This is a genomic window from Microbacterium sp. 22215 (assembly GCF_052045655.1).
Taxonomy (GTDB): Bacteria; Actinomycetota; Actinomycetes; order Actinomycetales; family Microbacteriaceae; genus Microbacterium; species Microbacterium phyllosphaerae.
In genome coordinates this window covers 62411-79885 of record NZ_JBQEPC010000011.1, presented here as the reverse complement: position 1 = coordinate 79885, position 17475 = coordinate 62411, and the positions used below count along the sequence as shown (strand labels likewise).

Genomic DNA, 17475 nt, shown 5'->3' with positions numbered 1-17475 from the left:
CGGCGCGCGAGGAGCCGGTCAGCCGACGAGCTGGGTCGCCTGACGCGCGGCGCCGAGGGCCACGTACTCGCCGGGCTCCGGCACTTCGACCGTGAGACCGAGGATCTCCGGTGCGATCCGACGTACGGCTTCCGATTGCGCGCCGCCGCCGATCAGCAGGGCGCGCTCGAGCGGGATGCCGAGGTCGCGGAGCGCGTCGAGTCCGGCGCCGAGGCCCCGCAGCATCCCCTCGACGGCGGCGCGGGCGAGGTTCTCCCTGGTCGTCGACGCGAGTGTCATGCCCGTGAGGGATGCCGTGGCATCCGGCAGATTGGGCGTGCGCTCGCCCTCGAAGTAGGGGAGCAGCGTCAGTCCGTCAGCACCGGGAGTCGCCCGCAGCGCGAGAGCGCTGAACTCATCGTGCGTGACGCCGAGCAGCGCCGCAGTGACGTCGACCACTCGAGCCGCGTTGAGCGTCGCGACCAGAGGGAGGAAGTTCCCGGAGGCGTCGGCGAAGCCGGCCACGGTTCCGCTCGGGTCTGCGATCGCCGTCGTGCTGACGGCGCACACGGTTCCCGATGTGCCGATCGACACGACGACGTCGCCCGGCACGGCTCCGAGTCCCAGAGCTGCCGCCGCGTTGTCGCCCGCTCCCGCTCCGACGCGTCGCCCGGCTGCATCCGTCACCGCCTCGTCGTGCGCGAGAACGCGGGGGAGGACTGCGTCGTGGCCCAGCGCAGCGGCTAGCAGCTCGCGGTCGTACTCTCCGGTCGCGGGATTCCAGTATCCGGTTCCCGACGCATCCGACCGGTCCGTGACCAGCTCGTCGAGGGCGGGATTCTCGGGTCCGAAGCCGCGCAGCCGCCAGGTCAGCCAGTCGTGCGGCAGCGCCACCGCGGCGACTCGGGCGGCGTTCTCGGGCTCGTGGTCGCGAAGCCAGCGCAGCTTCGTGATCGTGAAGGATGCCACGGGCACGAGCCCCGTGCGGGCAGCCAGCTCCTCGGCACCGAACTCGTCGATCAGATCCTGCGCCGCTCCGGCCGACCGGGTGTCGTTCCACAGCAGAGCGTCGCGGATCACGGCGCCCGTCTCGTCGAGTGCGACGAGGCCGTGCTGCTGACCGCCGATCGACCACGCCTCGATGTCGTCGAGCGACCCTGCCTCAGCGATCGCCGCGCTCAGCGCGCGCCACCAGGACTCGGGGTCGACGGACGTCCCGTCGGGGTGCGACGCGCGGCCGGAGCGGACGACCGCCCCGGTCGAGGAGTCGACGACCACGACCTTGCAGGACTGGGTCGACGAGTCGACCCCGAGAACCAGCGGCATGACGATCAGCGAGCGCCGAGCAGGTGCTCGGTCGCGAGCTGCTGCAGTCGGACGAAGCCGAAGCCCTTGCCTCCGAAGTACGAGTTCGCGTCGAAGTCCTCGTACGCCGAGCGGTCGGCGAGGAAGTCGTCGTAGCTCTCTCCGGGGTTGAGGGTCGGCGTCGAGAGCTCGTCGACTCGGGCGGCGGCGAGCGCCTCCTGCACCTCGGGGTCGGCGCGGAACGCCGCCGCCCGCTCCTTCAGCAGCAGGTAGGTGCGCATGTTCGCGGCCGCCGAGTCCCAGACGCCCTTCTCGTCTTCCGTGCGGCTGGGCTTGTAGTCGAAGTGGCGGGGACCGTCGTAGGCGGGCACGCCGCCGGGTCCGCCGTTCTCGAGCAGGTCCACGAGCGAGAAGGCGTTGTGCAGGTCGCCGTGACCGAAGACGAGGTCCTGGTCGTACTTGATGCCGCGCTGTCCGTTGAGGTCGATGTGGAAGAGCTTGCCGTGGAAGAGAGCCTGCGCGATGCCGGCGGTGAAGTTGAGCCCCGCCATCTGCTCGTGACCGACCTCGGGGTTCACACCGACGAGCTCGGGGCGCTCGAGCGAGTCGATGAACGCGATCGCGTGGCCGAGCGTCGGCAGCAGGATGTCGCCTCGGGGCTCGTTCGGCTTGGGCTCGATCGCGAAGCGGATGTCGTAGCCCTTGTCGGTGACGTAGTCGCCGAGCAGGTTCACGGCCTCGCGGTAGCGTTCGAGGGCCTGACGGATGTCCTTCGCGGAGTCGTATTCGGCGCCCTCGCGGCCGCCCCACATGACGAACGTCTGCGCACCCAGCTCGGCGCCGAGGTCGAGCTGGCGGAAGACCTTGCGCAGCGCGTAGCGACGCACGTCGCGGTCGTTCGAGGTGAAGCCGCCGTCCTTGAAGATCGGTGCGCTGAACAGGTTGGTGGTCACCATCGGCACGACCAGACCGGTGTCGGCGAGCGCGCCCTTGAGACGGTCGATCTGCGTCTGGCGCTCGGCGTCGGTCGAACCGAACGCGAACAGGTCGTCGTCGTGGAAGGTCAGGCCGTAGGCGCCGAGCTCGGCGAGCTTCTCGACCGCGTGCACGACGTCGAGGGCGGGGCGGGTCGGGCCGCCGAACGGGTCGGCTCCGTTGTATCCGATCGTCCAGAGGCCGAAGGAGAACTTGTCGTCACGGGTAGGGGTTGGCATGGCTGCTCCTGTGCAGTTCGCGGATAAGTTGTGAGTGACAACATATATCATGACAGAAGATGCGTCCACCCCCTACAGTGAAGGGATGCCGACACCGCCGAGCCCCGCGCTGGGCACCCGCCCGCACAATCTCGCCCGCATCCTGCGGCTCGTGCACGAAGACGGCGCGCAGTCGCGGGCGGCGCTGACCGAAGCGACCGGGCTCAACCGGTCGACGATCGCCGATCTGGTCGCCGAGCTGGTCAGACGTGGTCTTGTCGACGAACGGGTGCCTGATCTCCCCGGCCGCGTGGGGCGCCCCTCGCCCGTGGTGACCGCATCGGCGCGAGTCGTCGCGATCGCGGTGAACCCGGAGGTGGATGCGGTCGAGATCGCCGCGGTCGGCCTCGACCGCAGCATCCTGGTGCGCGAGCGACTGCCGAACGCGAGCGTGCCCTCACCCGGCGAGGTGACGCAGACGATCGCATCGCGTATCGACGCGTGGCGGCAGGGTGTGCTCGCGGATGCGCGGATCGAGGCGGTGGGCATCGCCGTGCCCGGTCTCGTCCGGACCTCGGACGGCGTCGTCCGCAACGCCCCGCATCTGGAGTGGCGCGACGTGCCTCTCGCCGATCTCGTGCGGACGGCGACGGCCGCGCCGACCTTCGTCGACAACGACGCGACCCTCGGGGCGATCGCAGAGCACCGCTACGGCGCGGGCCGGGGAATCGACGACATCGTCTACCTCAACGGCGGCGCCTCGGGCATCGGTGGAGGCCTCATCATCCACGGACGCCCGGTCGCGGGGGCAGGAGGGTATGCCGGGGAGTTCGGACAGAACCGTCCGCGCATCTCGGCGGATGACGACCGTCGTACCGCCGACGGCGTGCTCGAGACCGAGGTGAGCCGTCGGCTGCTGCTCGAAGCGGTCGGCCTCGACGCGGCCGACGACGAGACGCTCGACGCCGAGCTGACCTCGTCGGAGTCGTCCGCGGTGGCCGACGAGGTCACCCGGCAGGCGCATGTGCTCGCGAGTGCACTGGCCAACGCGGTGAACGTGCTCAACCCGGCGCTCGTCGTGCTCGGAGGATTCCTCGCCACGATCGCCGACCTGCGCACCGAGCAGATCGCCGCCGACGTCGGCATCCTCGCGATGTCGGAGAGCGTCGAGGGGCTCGAGATCCGCGCGGCCGCGCTCGGTGCCGACCGACTCCTCATCGGCGCGGCCGAACTGGCGTTCGCCGAGCTGCTCGCCGATCCGGGGGTTCGCGGCTGATCCGTCGTCGCGACTGATCGCATCCGACGCGGATGATCGGGTGGTGCGGGACGCGCTCGACGGACGATGGTGGGGAAAGGAGGACCTCATGATCGGAATGCTGAACGCCCTGGTCGATCGCGTGGAGGCGGAGGGGTCGGAGATCGACATCGCCGAGTTCGCCCGCACGCACGGGACGACGGAGTATCACCTCCGGCGCATGTTCTCGGCGCTGGCCGGCATGCCGCTGTCGGAATACGTCCGACGCCGTCGGATGACGCTGGCGGGAGCCGAACTCGTCTCGGGTGCGCCGAACGTGCTCGACGTCGCCGTGCGCCATGGCTATGGCTCGACCGAGGCGTTCGGCCGCGCGTTCCGTGCTGTGCACGGGATCAGCGCCGCCGACGCACGCCGCGACGGGGGTCCTCTCCGCACACAACCCACGCTCCGGTTCCGCCTGAGCGTCGAAGGGAGTACCCCGATGGACGTCACCATCACCACCATGCCCGAGCTCGTGCTCGTGGGGCATGCCGCACGAGTCCCCCTGATCCATGTCGGAGTCAGTCCGCACATCCAGGCTCACATCGCCTCGATCGCGCCGGAGGAGCATGTCAGGCTCAAGCACCTGAGCGACCGAGAGCCCGCGGGGATCCTCGCGGTCACAGGCGACATCGAACCGGATGCGGCCGAAGGCACGGAGCTGACCTATCTGCACGGAGTCTCCGTGCATCCGACGGCTGCGGTTCCCGATGACCTCGACATCCTCCGGGTCGATGCCGGTCACTGGGCGGTCTTCGCCGCGTCCGGCCCGTTCCCCGAGACCCTGCAGGATCTCTGGGCGGCGACGGCGACCGAATGGTTCCCGTCGAACCCGTGGAGGCTCCGACCGGGCCCCTCGATCGTCCGGTACCTCGAGTTCACGGGCACGCACGCGGCGTGCGAGCTCTGGCTCGCCGTCGAGCAGCACTGACCGTGATCGGGTGGGTGATCACTCGCCCACCCGACGTCGGCGGCCCGTGCGACACTGTGCGGGCGGCCACGCGCCGCATCAGGGTGGAGAGAGGACACGTCGATGACTGCGGTCGATCCGAAGAAGACGCTCGATGCGTACAGGGCGAAGAAGGGCGAGTTCCGCATCCTCGAGGTCCCGGCCATGCAGTACCTGATGATCGACGGCGCGGGAGATCCGAATACGGCGACGGCCTATTCGGATGCCGTCACGGCGCTGTTCCCGCTCGCCTACACGCTCAAGTTCGAGAGCAGGAAGCAGCTCGGGATCGACACCGTCGTGATGCCGCTGGAAGGACTGTGGCACGCACCCGACATGGAGTCGTTCACCACGAGGCGAGACAAGTCCGAGTGGATGTGGACCCTGATGATCATGGTTCCCGACCACGTCACGCGCGAGATGTTCGATGACGCCGTCGATGCCGTGGCCGCGAAACTCGCGAAGAAGAAGCAGGATTCTCCGGCTCTGCGATCGGTGCGCCTCGAGACCCTCCACGAGGGACTCTGTGTGCAGACCCTGCACGTCGGCTCGTACGACGACGAGGCTCCTGTGCTCGACGATCTGCACCATCGCTTCATCCCCGACAGCGGCCTCGGCATGACGGGGCTGCATCACGAGATCTACCTCAGCGATGTCCGTCGGGTCGAACCGGCGAAGCTCCGCACCATCCTTCGGCAGCCCGTCGCGCGCATCGGCTGAGCCTGCCGCGCGCCGGCGCAACCCCCACGGGGCGGTTCGCGTCCGGCGATATCCTTCAAGGATGGGCACCCCGAAAGACGTCGCGCGCACGGCGCAGCGTTCTGACGGCTTCCGACGCACGGCTCGCGCGGGGTTCGTGGTCGTCGGGCTCGTCCACATCATCATCGGAGCCCTCGCCGTCTCCATCGCCACGGGCGGAGGAGGGGATGCCGATCAGGACGGCGCGATGCAGGTGATCCGGTCCACACCCGTCGGCGGACTGCTGCTGGGTGGAGTGGCTGCGGGATTGATCGCGTTGGCGGTGTGGGAGGTCGCGAGCGGTCTGCTCTCCGCCAACCGAGACGACGCCCGCCGCTGGGGGCTGCGACTGAAGATGCTGGGCATCGCCGCCGCCTATCTCGTGATCGCCGGGCTCGCACTCGTGTTCGCCTTCGGAGGGAACATCGAATCCGAGCAGACGATGCAGACCCTCAGCAGAGCGATACTCGCCGCGCCCGGCGGACTCGTCCTGCTCGTCATCCTCGGTCTCAGCGTCGCCGGAGCGGGAGCGGGGTTCTTCGTGATCGGATGCACGCGCGGCTTCGAGAAGACCATGGACATACCGGCGGGGCCGTCTCGCGTCGGCATCGTCGCGCTCGGCAGCGTCGGCTACATCGCGAAGGGGATCGCGATCATGGTGACCGGCTCGCTCTTCGTCGTCGCGGCCTGGACGCAGGACCCCGACAAGGCGGCGGGCCTCGACGGCGCGCTGCGCAGCATCACCGATCTGCCCCTCGGTGAACCTCTGCTGTGGCTGGTCGGCGTGGGCCTCGCCGTCTACGGCGTCTTCTCGATCGTTCGCGCGCGCTTCGCGCGGATGTGACGCGAGGCCTCAGGCACTCGCAGGCTTCTCGCTCCACACCAGCAGGAACACACCGAGTCCGATCATGAGACCGCCACCCGTGGCGCTCATCGCCTCGATGCGGCGCGGGGATCGACCGAACCACTCGCGCGCGGCGCTCGCCAGCAGCACCCAGAGCGCATCGCAGGCGACGCCGATCATGACGACGATCGCCCCGAGCACGAAGAGCTGCATCGGCACCGACCCTGCGTGCAGGTCGACGAACTGAGGAAGGATCGCGAGGAAGAACGCGATCGACTTGGGGTTGGTGACCCCGACGACGAACCCCTCGACCAGCAGACGAGGGCCTGACCTCCGCGGCACGGGCCCGGTCATCGCCTCGGCGGCGTCCCGCCGATGCCGGATGGCCTGGATGCCGAGGTAGATCAGGTAGCCGGCGCCGAGCACCTTCACGATCGTGAAGAGCACGACCGACTGCGCGACGACGGTGCCCACGCCCAGCGCGACGGCGACGACCAGCACGATCGACCCGATCGCCGTGCCCACGATGCTGAGGAACCCGCCGAGCCTGCCGAGAGACATCGCTCGCCCGATCGTGAACAGCACGGTCGGACCCGGGATCACGACCATGATGAACGCCGCGACGACGAAGGTCGTGAGGGTCTCGACGCTGAACATGCTGCGAGCCTAGGGCAGCTCCCACCGCGCCGATCAGAAAAAGTTTCGGCGGGACCGTCATGAAAGCTCCGCGCCGGGGTCTGGGTATGTGACGGGCAGCCTCTGTTGCCTGTATCGCACTGGGGACAACACAAGAACTTCGGGGACAAGGCTCACGCCGACGTCGCTTCGCCGTACGCGGTGGCGCGTCCGGCGTACCGGGATTGGGACACACATGAGCATTCGCTCACTTCACCGCACGACGCGCAGCTCGTCGCGCACAGCGGCCGTGCCGCGACGACGGGCGTTCACACGCCTTCTCGGCGTGCTCGCCGTCGCCGGTGTGCTCGTCGCAGGAGGCACGCTCGCTCCGAACACGGGCATCACGGCTGCGGCCACCGTTCCCGGGACTCCCGGCACCCCGCAGGCGGGAACGCCGGTGTACACCGAGAACTTCTCGAACCAGAACGCATCTCTCGCCGCCCTCCCGATCACGACGTATGTCGGCGGTGCCGCGGCCGCGAACTCGACCTACACGGCGGACGTGCAGTGGACGCCCGCCGGCCTGCAGTGCAACGGCTGGATCCTCAACTTCGCGACGCCCCTCCCCGCCGTGGACACCGGCTGCCTCAACAACCAGCCGGACGGCTGGCAGCAGCTGCGTGACATGGCCGTCGCGCTCGGGGTCGCTCAGGGACAGACCGCGGCGCAGGCCCAGTCCAATCAGGTGCTCTCCGAGTACACCAACCGCGCGAACGGAACCATCGCGGCGGGCACGCAGTTCCGGACCGTCAACACGATCCCGGCGGTCGCCGGCCACTACTACGCGGTCTCCGCGTACTTCGCGGCGACGAGCTGTCCCGCCGTCGGAGGCGCGAACCAGCCGAAGGAGACCTTCTCGCTCATCGTGAACGGAACCCCCATCGTGCTGAGCACGGGGCTGAATCCGTGCTCGGACAGCACCAACTGGGGTCCGCAGGTGAAGAAACTGCAGTCCGCGGCGTACCAGATCCCCGTCGGCACGACGGCGAACCTGGGCCTCTCGCTCTACAACGCGACCGCGAGCGGTTCGGGCAACGATGCCGCCTTCGACCTCCCGCAGATCGTAGACGTCACGCCCCAGCTCGACAAGTCGTTCAGCCCGACCGTGATCCTGAACGGCGCGACGTCGAAGATGACGTTGACCGTCACCAACACGAGCGACCTGATGGCCAAGACCGACTGGTTCATCACCGACGCGCTGCCGGCGAACCTCAAGATCGCCGCAGTGCCCAACGTGGGTGGCACCTGCGTGCAGCGCGCGGGCGCGGCTTACGCGGTGACAGCCCAGGCCGGTGGAACCTCGGTCTCGGTCACCGGCGGCGACCTCGCGCTCGGTGCGGCCTCCTGCACGATCACGGTCGATGTGACCTCGACGGTCAACGGCACGTACATCAACGGTCCGGCGAACATCACCACGAACCTCAACCCGCCGGCCAACGCGTCGCTCGAGGTGATCCAGCCGTCGATCGACATCGTCAAGCGCATCACCGCGGTCAACGGTGTCGCCGTCACCAGCGACACCGACCCGGACAAGGTGTACAGCAAGGTCGGGGACGTCATCACCTACTCCTTCGTGGCGACCAACACGACTCCCAAGGCCGCGACCAACACGACGCTCAACACGAACCTCACCAACGTGCGCATCACCGAGGACGCTTTCTCGGGTGTCGGCGACATGACGACGCTGTCGTGCACCCCGGCACAGGGATCCACGCTCGCCAGCGGGGCCACGATGACCTGCACGGCGACCTACGTGGTGCAGCAGGCGGACCTCGACAACGCACCGCTGACCAACGTCGCACGCGCCACCGGAACGCCGACGGTCGGGCCCGATGTCACCGACACGGATGACGAGATCATCCCGGCCGTATGGACTCCCACCCTCGTGCTCGACAAGACGGCGTCGGTCGTCGACGTCGACCACGACGGAGTGACCGGGCTCGGTGATCACATCATGTACGCCTTCGACGTGACCAACACCGGCAACGTGACGGTCGCGAACATCACCGTGATCGACGACAGGCTCACGCAGCGGAACATCACCGTCACCTGCACTCCGACCACGATCGCGCCGACCCAGATCGCGCACTGCGTCGCCAACGCGCCCTACGTCATCACCCAGGCCGACGTCGACGCGAAGAAGGTCGTCAACACGGCCTACTCGACGGGCAAGGACCCGCACGGCGGACCGGTGCGGTCGAACGACGACAGCACCCAGACCCCCATCGAGCCCTTCCGCATCCCGCTGAAGATCGAGAAGGTCGGCGAATCCTCCGCCAACACGTGGGTGCGTATGGACGGATCCTCGTTCGCGGTGCTCGCAGACGCGAACGGAGCCCCGGGCGCCGCCCTCCCGTTCGCGATCGACGATGTCGAGACCGGACTGTTCCAGATCGACAGCATCCCGGCGGGCACGTACTGGCTGAGCGAGTTGACCGCCCCAGACGGATTCAGCCTGCTCGCGGCTCCGGTGAAGTTCATCATCAACGCCGACCGCACCGTGAGCATCGTCTCGGGTGGTGACGCCGCCGTGACCGCTGCGGGCCAGATCATCACCGTGCATGACGTGCCGGCGATGAACCTGCCGACCACCGGAGGGACGGGGCCGCTGCCCTACATCCTCGCCGGTTCCCTGACCGTGCTCATCGCCGGCGGACTCGCGTTCCGGATCCGTCGTCGTCATGCCCGCGCCGATGCGCACGACCAGCAGAGCTGATCTGCGCCTCCTGACCCCCATCACCTGAAACCGCCAGGGCGACCTGGCCACCGAGAGAGAGACACAGTGAACAATCCGAACACCCGGCGCGGCTCCCGCGTCGCGGCAGGCCTGCTCGTCGCAGGCGTCGCCGCCCTGACCCTGGCCGCACCCGCGAGCGCTGCGACCCCGAACCTCGTCGACCCCGACGCCACCGGCTCGCTGACGATCCACAAGTTCGAGGCTCCCGAGACGCCGACCGGTCTTCCGAACGACGGCACCGAGCAGAACGTCGCCCTGGCGCCTCTGCCCGGAGTCGGCTTCACGGTCTACAAGGTCGACACGATCGACCTCACGAGCAACCAGGGATGGGTCGACGCGAACGACCTCGCAGACCTCGCTCCCGACAGCGTCGCCGACATCACGGCGGCCGGCTACACGGCCAGTGCCGTCGGCGGTCAGACCCTGACCGACGCGAACGGCGAGATCGCGCTCGCGAACCTCGACCTCGGTCTGTACTTCGTGGTCGAGACGGCACCGCTGAGCGGATCGACCGCGGTCGCCCCGTTCCTCGTCACGGTGCCGCTGACCGACCCGGCGTCTGACGACAACTGGCTCTACGACGTGCACGTGTACCCGAAGAACGCTCTGACCAGCGCGACCAAGACGGTCGAGGACTCGGAAGACGTCAAGCTCGGCGACGACATCGACTACACGATCACGACCGACATCCCGAACGTCGCGACGATCGACGGCTACAAGATCGTCGACACGCTCGACGCCAAGCTCGACTACGTCAGCGCAGCCGTCACGCTCGTCGACGGCACCCCGCTGGCAGCGACCGACTACACGGTCGTGCACGATGCCGCGACGAACGCCGTCACCGTCGAGTTCACCGCGTCGGGCCTCTCTGTGCTCGCCGCTCACCCGACCACCCAGGTGCAGGTCGTGCTCACGGCCGAGGTCAACGCGGTCGGCGAGATCGCCAACACCGCGGTGCTGTACCCGAACCTCGGCTCCTACACGGTCGCCCCGGGCCAGCCCGGCGGCCCCACGGTCACCCCTGAGGTCATCACCAAGTGGGGCGACATCACGGTCGAGAAGACCGACAAGGCCGGCGCTCCGCTGACCGGTGCGGTGTTCTCGGTGTACCCGACGCAGCAGGACGCGATCGACGGCACCAACGCCATCGCACTCGGCGGATCGACCGACTTCGCGGTCGCCGCTGACGGCACCGTGACCATCTCGGGTCTGCGCTACTCCGACTGGGCCGACAACGCCGCTGTCGCCGTGGGCGACGACGGATACCAGACGTACTGGCTCGCCGAGACCGTCGCACCCGACGGATTCGAGCTGCTCGCAGCGCCGATCGAGTTCACCGTCACCGCGGCCACCACGGCCGTCGGCGTCGACCTCGAGGTCGTCAACGTGCCCTCGAACGCGGGCTTCAAGCTTCCGCTGACCGGTGGCGCCGGAACGACCCTGTTCCTCGCCGGTGGCGTCCTGCTCCTGGCCGGAGCGGTGCTCCTCGCCATCCGCAGCCGTCGCAAGGCCAACGCCGAGGCGTAAGCCGAAGACCGGCCGTGCGGGGGAGGTGTTGAGGTCCCTTCCCCCGCACGGCCCATTCGTGTCCGCACCACATCCGCACACATCCGCCCCACCTCCACTTCTCATCGACTCGGAGAGCTCCGCATGACCCTCATCGACGCATCCGCTCCGGATGCCCGCACGACGCCTCCCGCACGTGTCCACGTGCGGCGCGCGCGCTGGGGGTGGAGCCAGACGATCGTCATGCTCATCGCCACGATCGGGATCGTCGTGCTGGTCTACCCGACCGCGGCGTCATGGTTCTCGGCGTGGAGTCATGACACCGACGTCGACGGGTACGTGCAGTCCGTCGAGCAGGTCCCCGACGAGGCGATCACGCGGATGCTCGCGGATGCGAAGACCTACAACGAGCACCTGCCGACCGGGCCGCTGCGCGATCCGTACGCGCTCGGAGCCGACGGCCAGCAGACCGCGATCGGCGAGGGAGCCGCCGCCTACTTCGACACCCTGAACCCCGACGGCACCGACGCGATGGCGCGTGTGCGGATCCCCAAGATCCACGTCGACCTGCCGATCTTCCACGGAACGAGCGAAGACACCCTTGCACGGGGGGTGGGCCACCTCTACGGATCGTCGCTCCCCGTCGGCGGACCGGGGACGCACACGGTGCTCACCGGACACAACGGGTTCGTGCAGGCGACCCTGTTCGATGACATCGACGAACTGGTCGAGGGCGACGTCATCGTCGTCACGACCCTGGGTGACGACCTCTACTACGAGGTCGACCAGACCATGACCGTGCTTCCGGACGACACCGAGGCGCTCCGCCAGGTACCGGGCAAGGACTACCTCACGCTCGTGACGTGCACCCCCACCGGGGTCAACACACACCGCCTGCTGGTGCGCGCCGAGCGCATCGACGCACCCTCCGACGCATCGGCCGTCACCACGATCGACGACGCGACCGGGCCGGCGGGGTTCCCGTGGTGGGCGCTGCTCGTCGTCGGGGTTCCTGCCCTCGCGGCCATCATCGTCATGCCGCGTCGTCCTCGCGATCGGCGCTCGCGGCGCCGCGCGACCCACGTCGAGGGAATGCCGGCATCGTGACGGCCCGCATCGTGAAGGACGGCATCGTGACGGCCCGCATGTCGGCGGAGCACGCCGAAGCGAGCCGAGTCGACGGAAGCGTCGGTCGGGCTCCGACCTCCGAGCCGGAGCCCGTGCCCCGGCGACGCCGACGACGGGTGGGACTGCTCGCATGCAGCATCCTGCTCGTCGGTGTCGGGATCGCCTTCCTCACCGCGTCGATCTTCGCGCCCGCCATGGTCGACAGGGTGACCGGAGACATCAAGGTCGGCGTGCAGAAGCAGCTGCAGCGGATCTTCGCCCCCGATGAGCTGCCGGTGATCCGGCTCGGCGCAGAAGGCGGCATGGTCGAGTTGGACCACTGCGACGGCACGTTCACCGAGATGATCAGCTACCGGATCGACGGCGTCCCACCTCTCTTCGCCGCGCACAACAACTGCGGGGGCGACGTCATCCTCGGGTGGGAGATCGGTCAGCGGGTCAGGGTCGACGGTTCCGACGTCGTCTACGAGGTCGTGGAGGAGCGGCACACGCCCAAATGGTCGAATGTCGAAGAGCTGGTCGGAATGTCCGGCGAGTTCATGGTGCAGACCTGCTTCTACGGCGAGAACAAGATGCGCTTCCTCGCCCTCGCGCCCGTGGGCACGCCGTCCGACGCCGGCTGATGAACCCCGGCGCAGCGAATTTCCGGGCGGTTCGTCACGATTCTCGGTCGTCAGGGTCTTGTAAGTATGGCCATCGGCCTTGCGTCGGATTCCCGGCCGACGCGCCGCTTCGCGAGACTCGTCCACTCCCCGGCCGACTCACGCACTGCGGAATCGACCCTTACGAGAGTCGGAGGGACGAGGCACCCCCAAAGCCTCGTCCCTCACCCGCCACGAAGGCGCCGGCCTCTCGGTGGATGCCCCTTCTCTCCGGAGCAGCATGAACCATACGACCCCCCTCGACGGTGACGACGAACTGCCGACCGAACCGTCTGACGATGAGATCATCAGCGCCGTGCGCGGTGGCGACATCGGGGACTTCGCGCTCCTGTGGCGGCGACATGTGGCCGCCGCCCGTCGTGCCGCCCGCGCCATCTCTCCCTCCGTCGATCCCGACGACCTCGTGAGCGAGGCGTTCGCGTCGATCCTGCGGGTGACAAAGGCGGGTGGCGGCCCGAGCGACGCCTTCCGCCCCTACCTCCTCGCGACGCTGCGCAACACCGCCGCTCGATGGTCGAGAGAGTCGGGGATGCTGTCGATCGAGGTCGTGTCAGAACTCGAGCTGGCTCGCGAAGGCAGCGACCCGATCGAGCGGATCTCCGAGCGGTCGAGCGTCGCGGCCGTCTTCGGCACGCTGTCGGCTCGGCACCGGACGCTGCTCTGGTATCTCGAGGTCGAGGGCATGAAGCCGCGCGAACTCGCGCCGCTCATGGGAATCACGCCGAATGCCGTGTCGGCGCTCGCGCTCCGTGCCCGCGACAGCTTCCGCCGGGCGTGGTTGGAGGCACACATCCACGACCCGTCGCGTTCCGACGACTGCCGGTGGTTCTGCGAGCGGGTCGTGACGCAGCGAGAGCGTCGTCTGCGTGGTGACGACGCCGTCCGATTCCGGGCGCACATGAGCACCTGCCGCGGCTGTCAGCTCGTCGCGGCAGAGATCGACACGGTGTCTCAGCGGCTCCGCACGGTTCTTCCCGCGGCTCTCCTGGGCGGCGTCGCGCTGGGGCTGTACCCCGACCACGACGCGGCGTCGGCGGACGACTTCCCGGATGCGGAGCCGTGGTCGGAGCTCGTGACGTCAGGCTCGTCCGCGTCGGCCACGCCCGCCCTGTCGATACCCAGCGTCGCGGCGCTGACCGAGGGTGTCGGCCTCGCCTCGCATGCTGCCGCATCCGTGGCCGTGTCGGCGGGCGGGTGGGCGGCTCTCGTCGCCGCCACGGTGGTCGCGGCCGGGGCGGTCGTCGTCGCCGGCGCGCTGCTCGTCGTGCCCGCCCCTGAGACGACCGGTGACGCCTCGTCGGTGGTCGAGACGCAGGTGCCGGCCGAGGAGCATCCCTCGGGCGCCCGCGCGCCGGATCAGGCCGAGATCACGCAGCTTCCCTCTCCGTCTCCCGTGATGCCGCACCCATCCGACACCCGCCGCGAGGTGCTCGTCACAGGTCCGCACGGCGACCCCGACCTCGGCGGAGGACCCTCATCGTCGGCGACGGTGACGATGCCCGTCCCGGCGTCGTCCGAGCCCGCCTCGCCGACTGCGCCGAGCGGATCATCGTCCACCGACACCGACACCGACACCGACACCGACACCGACACCGACACCGACACCGACACCGACACCGACACGGACACCGACACGGACACCGACGCCGACGCGGACACCGACGCGGACGCCGACGCGGACACGGACACCGACACCGACACCGACACGGACACGGACACCGACACCGATGGCGTCCCCGGTCGCTCCGGAGTGACGGTTCCGTTGCCGGAGGCCGTCGGATGATGCGTCAGGCGGGTGCGCGCGACGCGACAGACAGTCGCAGCCACAGCCACAGGCGCGTATCCGGCGAATCGAGATCGATCCCCAGGTCGTTGCGCACGACGTCGAGGCGATACCGCACGGTGTTCTGGTGAACGTGCAGAGCGGTGGCCGTCTCCCGAACGTTGCCGAGATGATCGAGGTAGATGCGCATGGTCCGGGAGAGGTCGGTCCCCTGCGCGGCATCGTGCTCGGCGAGGATGCTCGCGGAGTCGCCGACGGCCGCGTCGAGTCCTTCGATCAGGTCGGTGACCTGCAGGATCGCCAGGCGGTCGCGCATCTCGTGGAACGTGGCGATGCGGACCTGCCTGTGTCGATCACCCGAGATCGGCGAGGCCATCAGTACTCCTGCGGTGGCGCCCGCCTCGCGGTGCGACCTGGCGATGCCGTTGATGTCGTACGCACGGGTGCCGATCCCGGCGAGCAGCGCGGCGTCGGTGCGGATGACCGAGTGGGCGAACGTGTGGGCTCGCGCCGCGATGGATCCGGGGATCAGAGTCACCACCTGCGTTCCGATGACGGCGCTGTGCGAGCCGGGGAAGGCGGCGCTCGACACGCTGGTCGCCAGATGCAGCAGACGGTGCAGGCCGCGCATCGCATCGACCTCGTCGAACGTGTCCACCCGGAAGCACACGATCGTGCAGCCGGCCTCGGGGCGGATGAGCAGCTGCGACGCCGCGCTGCGGGCGTGGCGTTCGTCTTCGAGAAGAGTGCGCAGGAGGCTCGAATTGCGTTGATCTCGATCGGCGGCGTCCTCCCGGGCCCGAAGCAGGTGCTGCGCGGCGATCGGCTCCATCTCCTCGAGCAGTCGCTGGGTGCGCGCCGAGAGCGACGGATCGACCTGGATCACCCACAGAGAGCCGAGGAGCTCGCCGGATGCCCGCACGGCGATGCCGACCCGGCCGAACTGATCGGTGTCGGACGGGAAGTGCCGGGCATCGTGAGCGCGAAGCAGCGACTGGTACTCGACGTCGGACGAGATGGGGATCTCCTCCTGCAGCAGCAGTGTCGTGCGTCGCCTGACGTCGTCGATGGGCTGTTCGCTGTGTGTGGAGTAGCCGACGACCTGACCGGTGGCGTCGACGATGCTGACCGCGCCGTCCCCCAGAGTCGCGAGTGCATTGGCGAGGCCGAAGAGGTCGCCCATTCGCACTCCGGTGACGTGCCCGATCGAGTGGGCGCTGAGCAGCGATCTGAGGATGTCCGCGAGCTGTGCCCAGTCGCCGTCGAGGTGGCGGAGCACGGGGAGGGAACGCTCCCAGTCGGGGTGCTCGCCGGACGGGGTCGCGTCCTCCGTGCGGCGGGCGACCAGCGCGGCAGCCCCTGCGGCAGCGAGAGCGGTGGCCAGCGCAGGCAGATCGGTCGGGGCCACCCCGGCCGCGAGCACGATGCGATCGCGATAGTCGGCCACGTCGACCGCCGGATCGTAGAAGTCCACCCCGGTGAACGTGGTCGCGGTGGCCTCGGCGTCGCCGGACGACGACGAGAGAGCACCGTCGCCGATGAGCAGCGCATCGCGAAGAGTCGGTGCGCGGTCGTCGAGAGGATCCGAAGGTACATCCATGGAAACTTCTCCATTCGAGGAAGGCAACTCTCATAGCAATCTACATATCGATCAGATCGGTTGCCCGTAAGACTGAGAGTACGAGGTCGAAGGGGCACCTCGTGAGAAATCCGACCATCGCTCGTATTTCCCGTGCCGATGGATTCCGGGCACCGTCGCCCCGACAGGACACTCCTATGAACAGCACTCACGCTTTCCGGCGCCGGTCGATGACGACCGTCGCCATGCTCGGCGCGGCGATCCTGCTCGGCGGCTGCGCGGCGCAGGGCACGACCGAACCGCCCGCGGACGAGATCACGATGAAGCCGGTCGCCGATGCCGTCGCGCTCCTTCCGGACGCCCTGCAGGACGGGGGGACGCTGCGTGTCGCCATCCCGACGAACGAGCCGCCCACGCAGTTCTATCGCGAGGGCACGCAGGAGATGACGGGGATCAACCCGGACATCGCGCGACTGATCGCCGGGGCGCTCGGCCTCGATCTCGAGATCGATGTGACCACGTTCGACACGATCATCCCCGGCATGAGCGCGGGCCGCTACGACCTCACCGTGTCATCCATGACGCCGACGGAGGAGCGCATGAAGCAGCTCGACTTCGTCGACTACGTGCAGATGGGAAGCGCGCTCGCCGTGCCCACGGGCAATCCTCAGGACCTCTCCTTCGACGGGCTGTGCGGCAAGCGCGTGGCGGTGCTCAAGGGGTCGTATCAGCTCACCGTGAACGTCCCCGGCCTCGACCAGGCCTGCCAGGATGCGGGGGAGAAGCCGCTCGACATCCTGCAGTTCCAGGACACGAGGCAGGCCGTCTCGGCGCTGTTGAGCGACCGTGCCGATGTCGTCTACGCGGATTCGCCGATCCTCGGGTACGCCGTGTCGCAGGACTCGAAGCTCGAGGTCGGAGACGAGAACGACTTCGCGCCCGTCGCCGTCGGCATCCCCCACGACGCGGGCACTCTCGATGCGATCGCCGCCGCTCTCGACGCGGTCATCGCCTCGCCCGAGTACGAGAAGCTCCTCGCCGACTACGGCCTCGAGTCGATGGCCATCACCGACGCCCGCGTCAACGTGGCGCAGGGCTGA

The 17475-nt window shown here is 68.7% G+C and carries 14 protein-coding genes; 10 read left to right on the top strand and 4 right to left on the bottom strand.

The features are described from left to right. Positions 1-18 precede the first annotated feature (18 nt). On the bottom strand, positions 19-1305 hold the full coding sequence (xylB, locus tag ACTJKH_RS16025) for a xylulokinase (RefSeq protein ID WP_440737737.1): 1287 nt from the start codon (positions 1303-1305) through the stop codon (positions 19-21). 5 nt (positions 1306-1310) lie between these two features. Beyond that, positions 1311-2498, bottom strand: coding sequence for a xylose isomerase (gene xylA, locus ACTJKH_RS16020; protein ID WP_440737736.1), 1188 nt, complete (start codon positions 2496-2498; stop codon positions 1311-1313). Between the two features lie 85 nt (positions 2499-2583). Between xylA and ACTJKH_RS16015 the strand changes: the two genes are divergently transcribed. The 4 genes from ACTJKH_RS16015 (at position 2584) to ACTJKH_RS16000 (ending at position 6302) form a co-directional block, all read left to right on the top strand. Continuing rightward, entirely contained in the window at positions 2584-3753 is a 1170-nt protein-coding gene (locus ACTJKH_RS16015; protein WP_440737735.1) for an ROK family transcriptional regulator, read from the top strand. Between the two features lie 88 nt (positions 3754-3841). Next, positions 3842-4702 carry an AraC family transcriptional regulator gene (locus tag ACTJKH_RS16010; RefSeq protein ID WP_440737734.1) on the top strand — a complete coding sequence of 287 codons (861 nt, stop codon included), beginning with the start codon at positions 3842-3844 and terminating at the stop codon, positions 4700-4702. 102 nt (positions 4703-4804) lie between these two features. Continuing rightward, positions 4805-5440, top strand: a complete 636-nt coding sequence (locus ACTJKH_RS16005; protein WP_440737733.1) for a GyrI-like domain-containing protein — start codon at positions 4805-4807, stop codon at positions 5438-5440. 61 nt (positions 5441-5501) lie between these two features. Next, a complete protein-coding gene (locus ACTJKH_RS16000; RefSeq protein WP_440737732.1) occupies positions 5502-6302 on the top strand; it encodes a DUF1206 domain-containing protein in 801 nt (266 codons plus the stop codon). Between the two features lie 9 nt (positions 6303-6311). Here the strand turns inward: ACTJKH_RS16000 and ACTJKH_RS15995 are convergent, their stop codons facing one another. Continuing rightward, positions 6312-6959, bottom strand: a complete 648-nt coding sequence (locus ACTJKH_RS15995) for a LysE family translocator (protein WP_210097029.1) — start codon at positions 6957-6959, stop codon at positions 6312-6314. Between the two features lie 214 nt (positions 6960-7173). Here ACTJKH_RS15995 and ACTJKH_RS15990 point away from each other — a divergent pair, with 214 nt between their 5' ends. The 5 genes from ACTJKH_RS15990 to ACTJKH_RS15970 all read left to right on the top strand — a co-directional run bounded on the left by ACTJKH_RS15990 (position 7174) and on the right by ACTJKH_RS15970 (position 14796). Continuing rightward, positions 7174-9696 carry a prealbumin-like fold domain-containing protein gene (locus ACTJKH_RS15990; RefSeq protein ID WP_440737731.1) on the top strand — a complete coding sequence of 841 codons (2523 nt, stop codon included), beginning with the start codon at positions 7174-7176 and terminating at the stop codon, positions 9694-9696. 66 nt (positions 9697-9762) lie between these two features. Beyond that, positions 9763-11244, top strand: a complete 1482-nt coding sequence (locus ACTJKH_RS15985) for a SpaH/EbpB family LPXTG-anchored major pilin (RefSeq protein WP_440737730.1) — start codon at positions 9763-9765, stop codon at positions 11242-11244. 123 nt (positions 11245-11367) lie between these two features. After that, the gene (locus ACTJKH_RS15980) at positions 11368-12330 is read left to right on the top strand and encodes a class C sortase (RefSeq protein ID WP_440737729.1); all 963 of its coding nucleotides are present in this window, start codon (positions 11368-11370) and stop codon (positions 12328-12330) included. Beyond that, on the top strand, positions 12327-12974 hold the full coding sequence (locus ACTJKH_RS15975) for a hypothetical protein (RefSeq protein WP_440737728.1): 648 nt from the start codon (positions 12327-12329) through the stop codon (positions 12972-12974). The genes ACTJKH_RS15980 and ACTJKH_RS15975 overlap by 4 nt, the downstream gene beginning before the upstream one ends. A 259-nt stretch (positions 12975-13233) precedes the next feature. Further along, positions 13234-14796: a sigma-70 family RNA polymerase sigma factor gene (locus ACTJKH_RS15970; protein ID WP_440737727.1), complete on the top strand. Its 1563-nt coding sequence runs from the start codon at positions 13234-13236 to the stop codon at positions 14794-14796. Between the two features lie 4 nt (positions 14797-14800). On the opposite strand, the gene ACTJKH_RS15965 is transcribed toward ACTJKH_RS15970, so the two are convergent. Next, the gene (locus ACTJKH_RS15965) at positions 14801-16396 is read right to left on the bottom strand and encodes a PucR family transcriptional regulator (RefSeq protein WP_440737726.1); all 1596 of its coding nucleotides are present in this window, start codon (positions 16394-16396) and stop codon (positions 14801-14803) included. Between the two features lie 176 nt (positions 16397-16572). On the opposite strand from ACTJKH_RS15965, the gene ACTJKH_RS15960 reads away from it, so the two are divergent. Continuing rightward, complete coding sequence (locus ACTJKH_RS15960; RefSeq protein WP_259160387.1) at positions 16573-17475, top strand: transporter substrate-binding domain-containing protein; 903 nt, start codon at positions 16573-16575, stop codon at positions 17473-17475.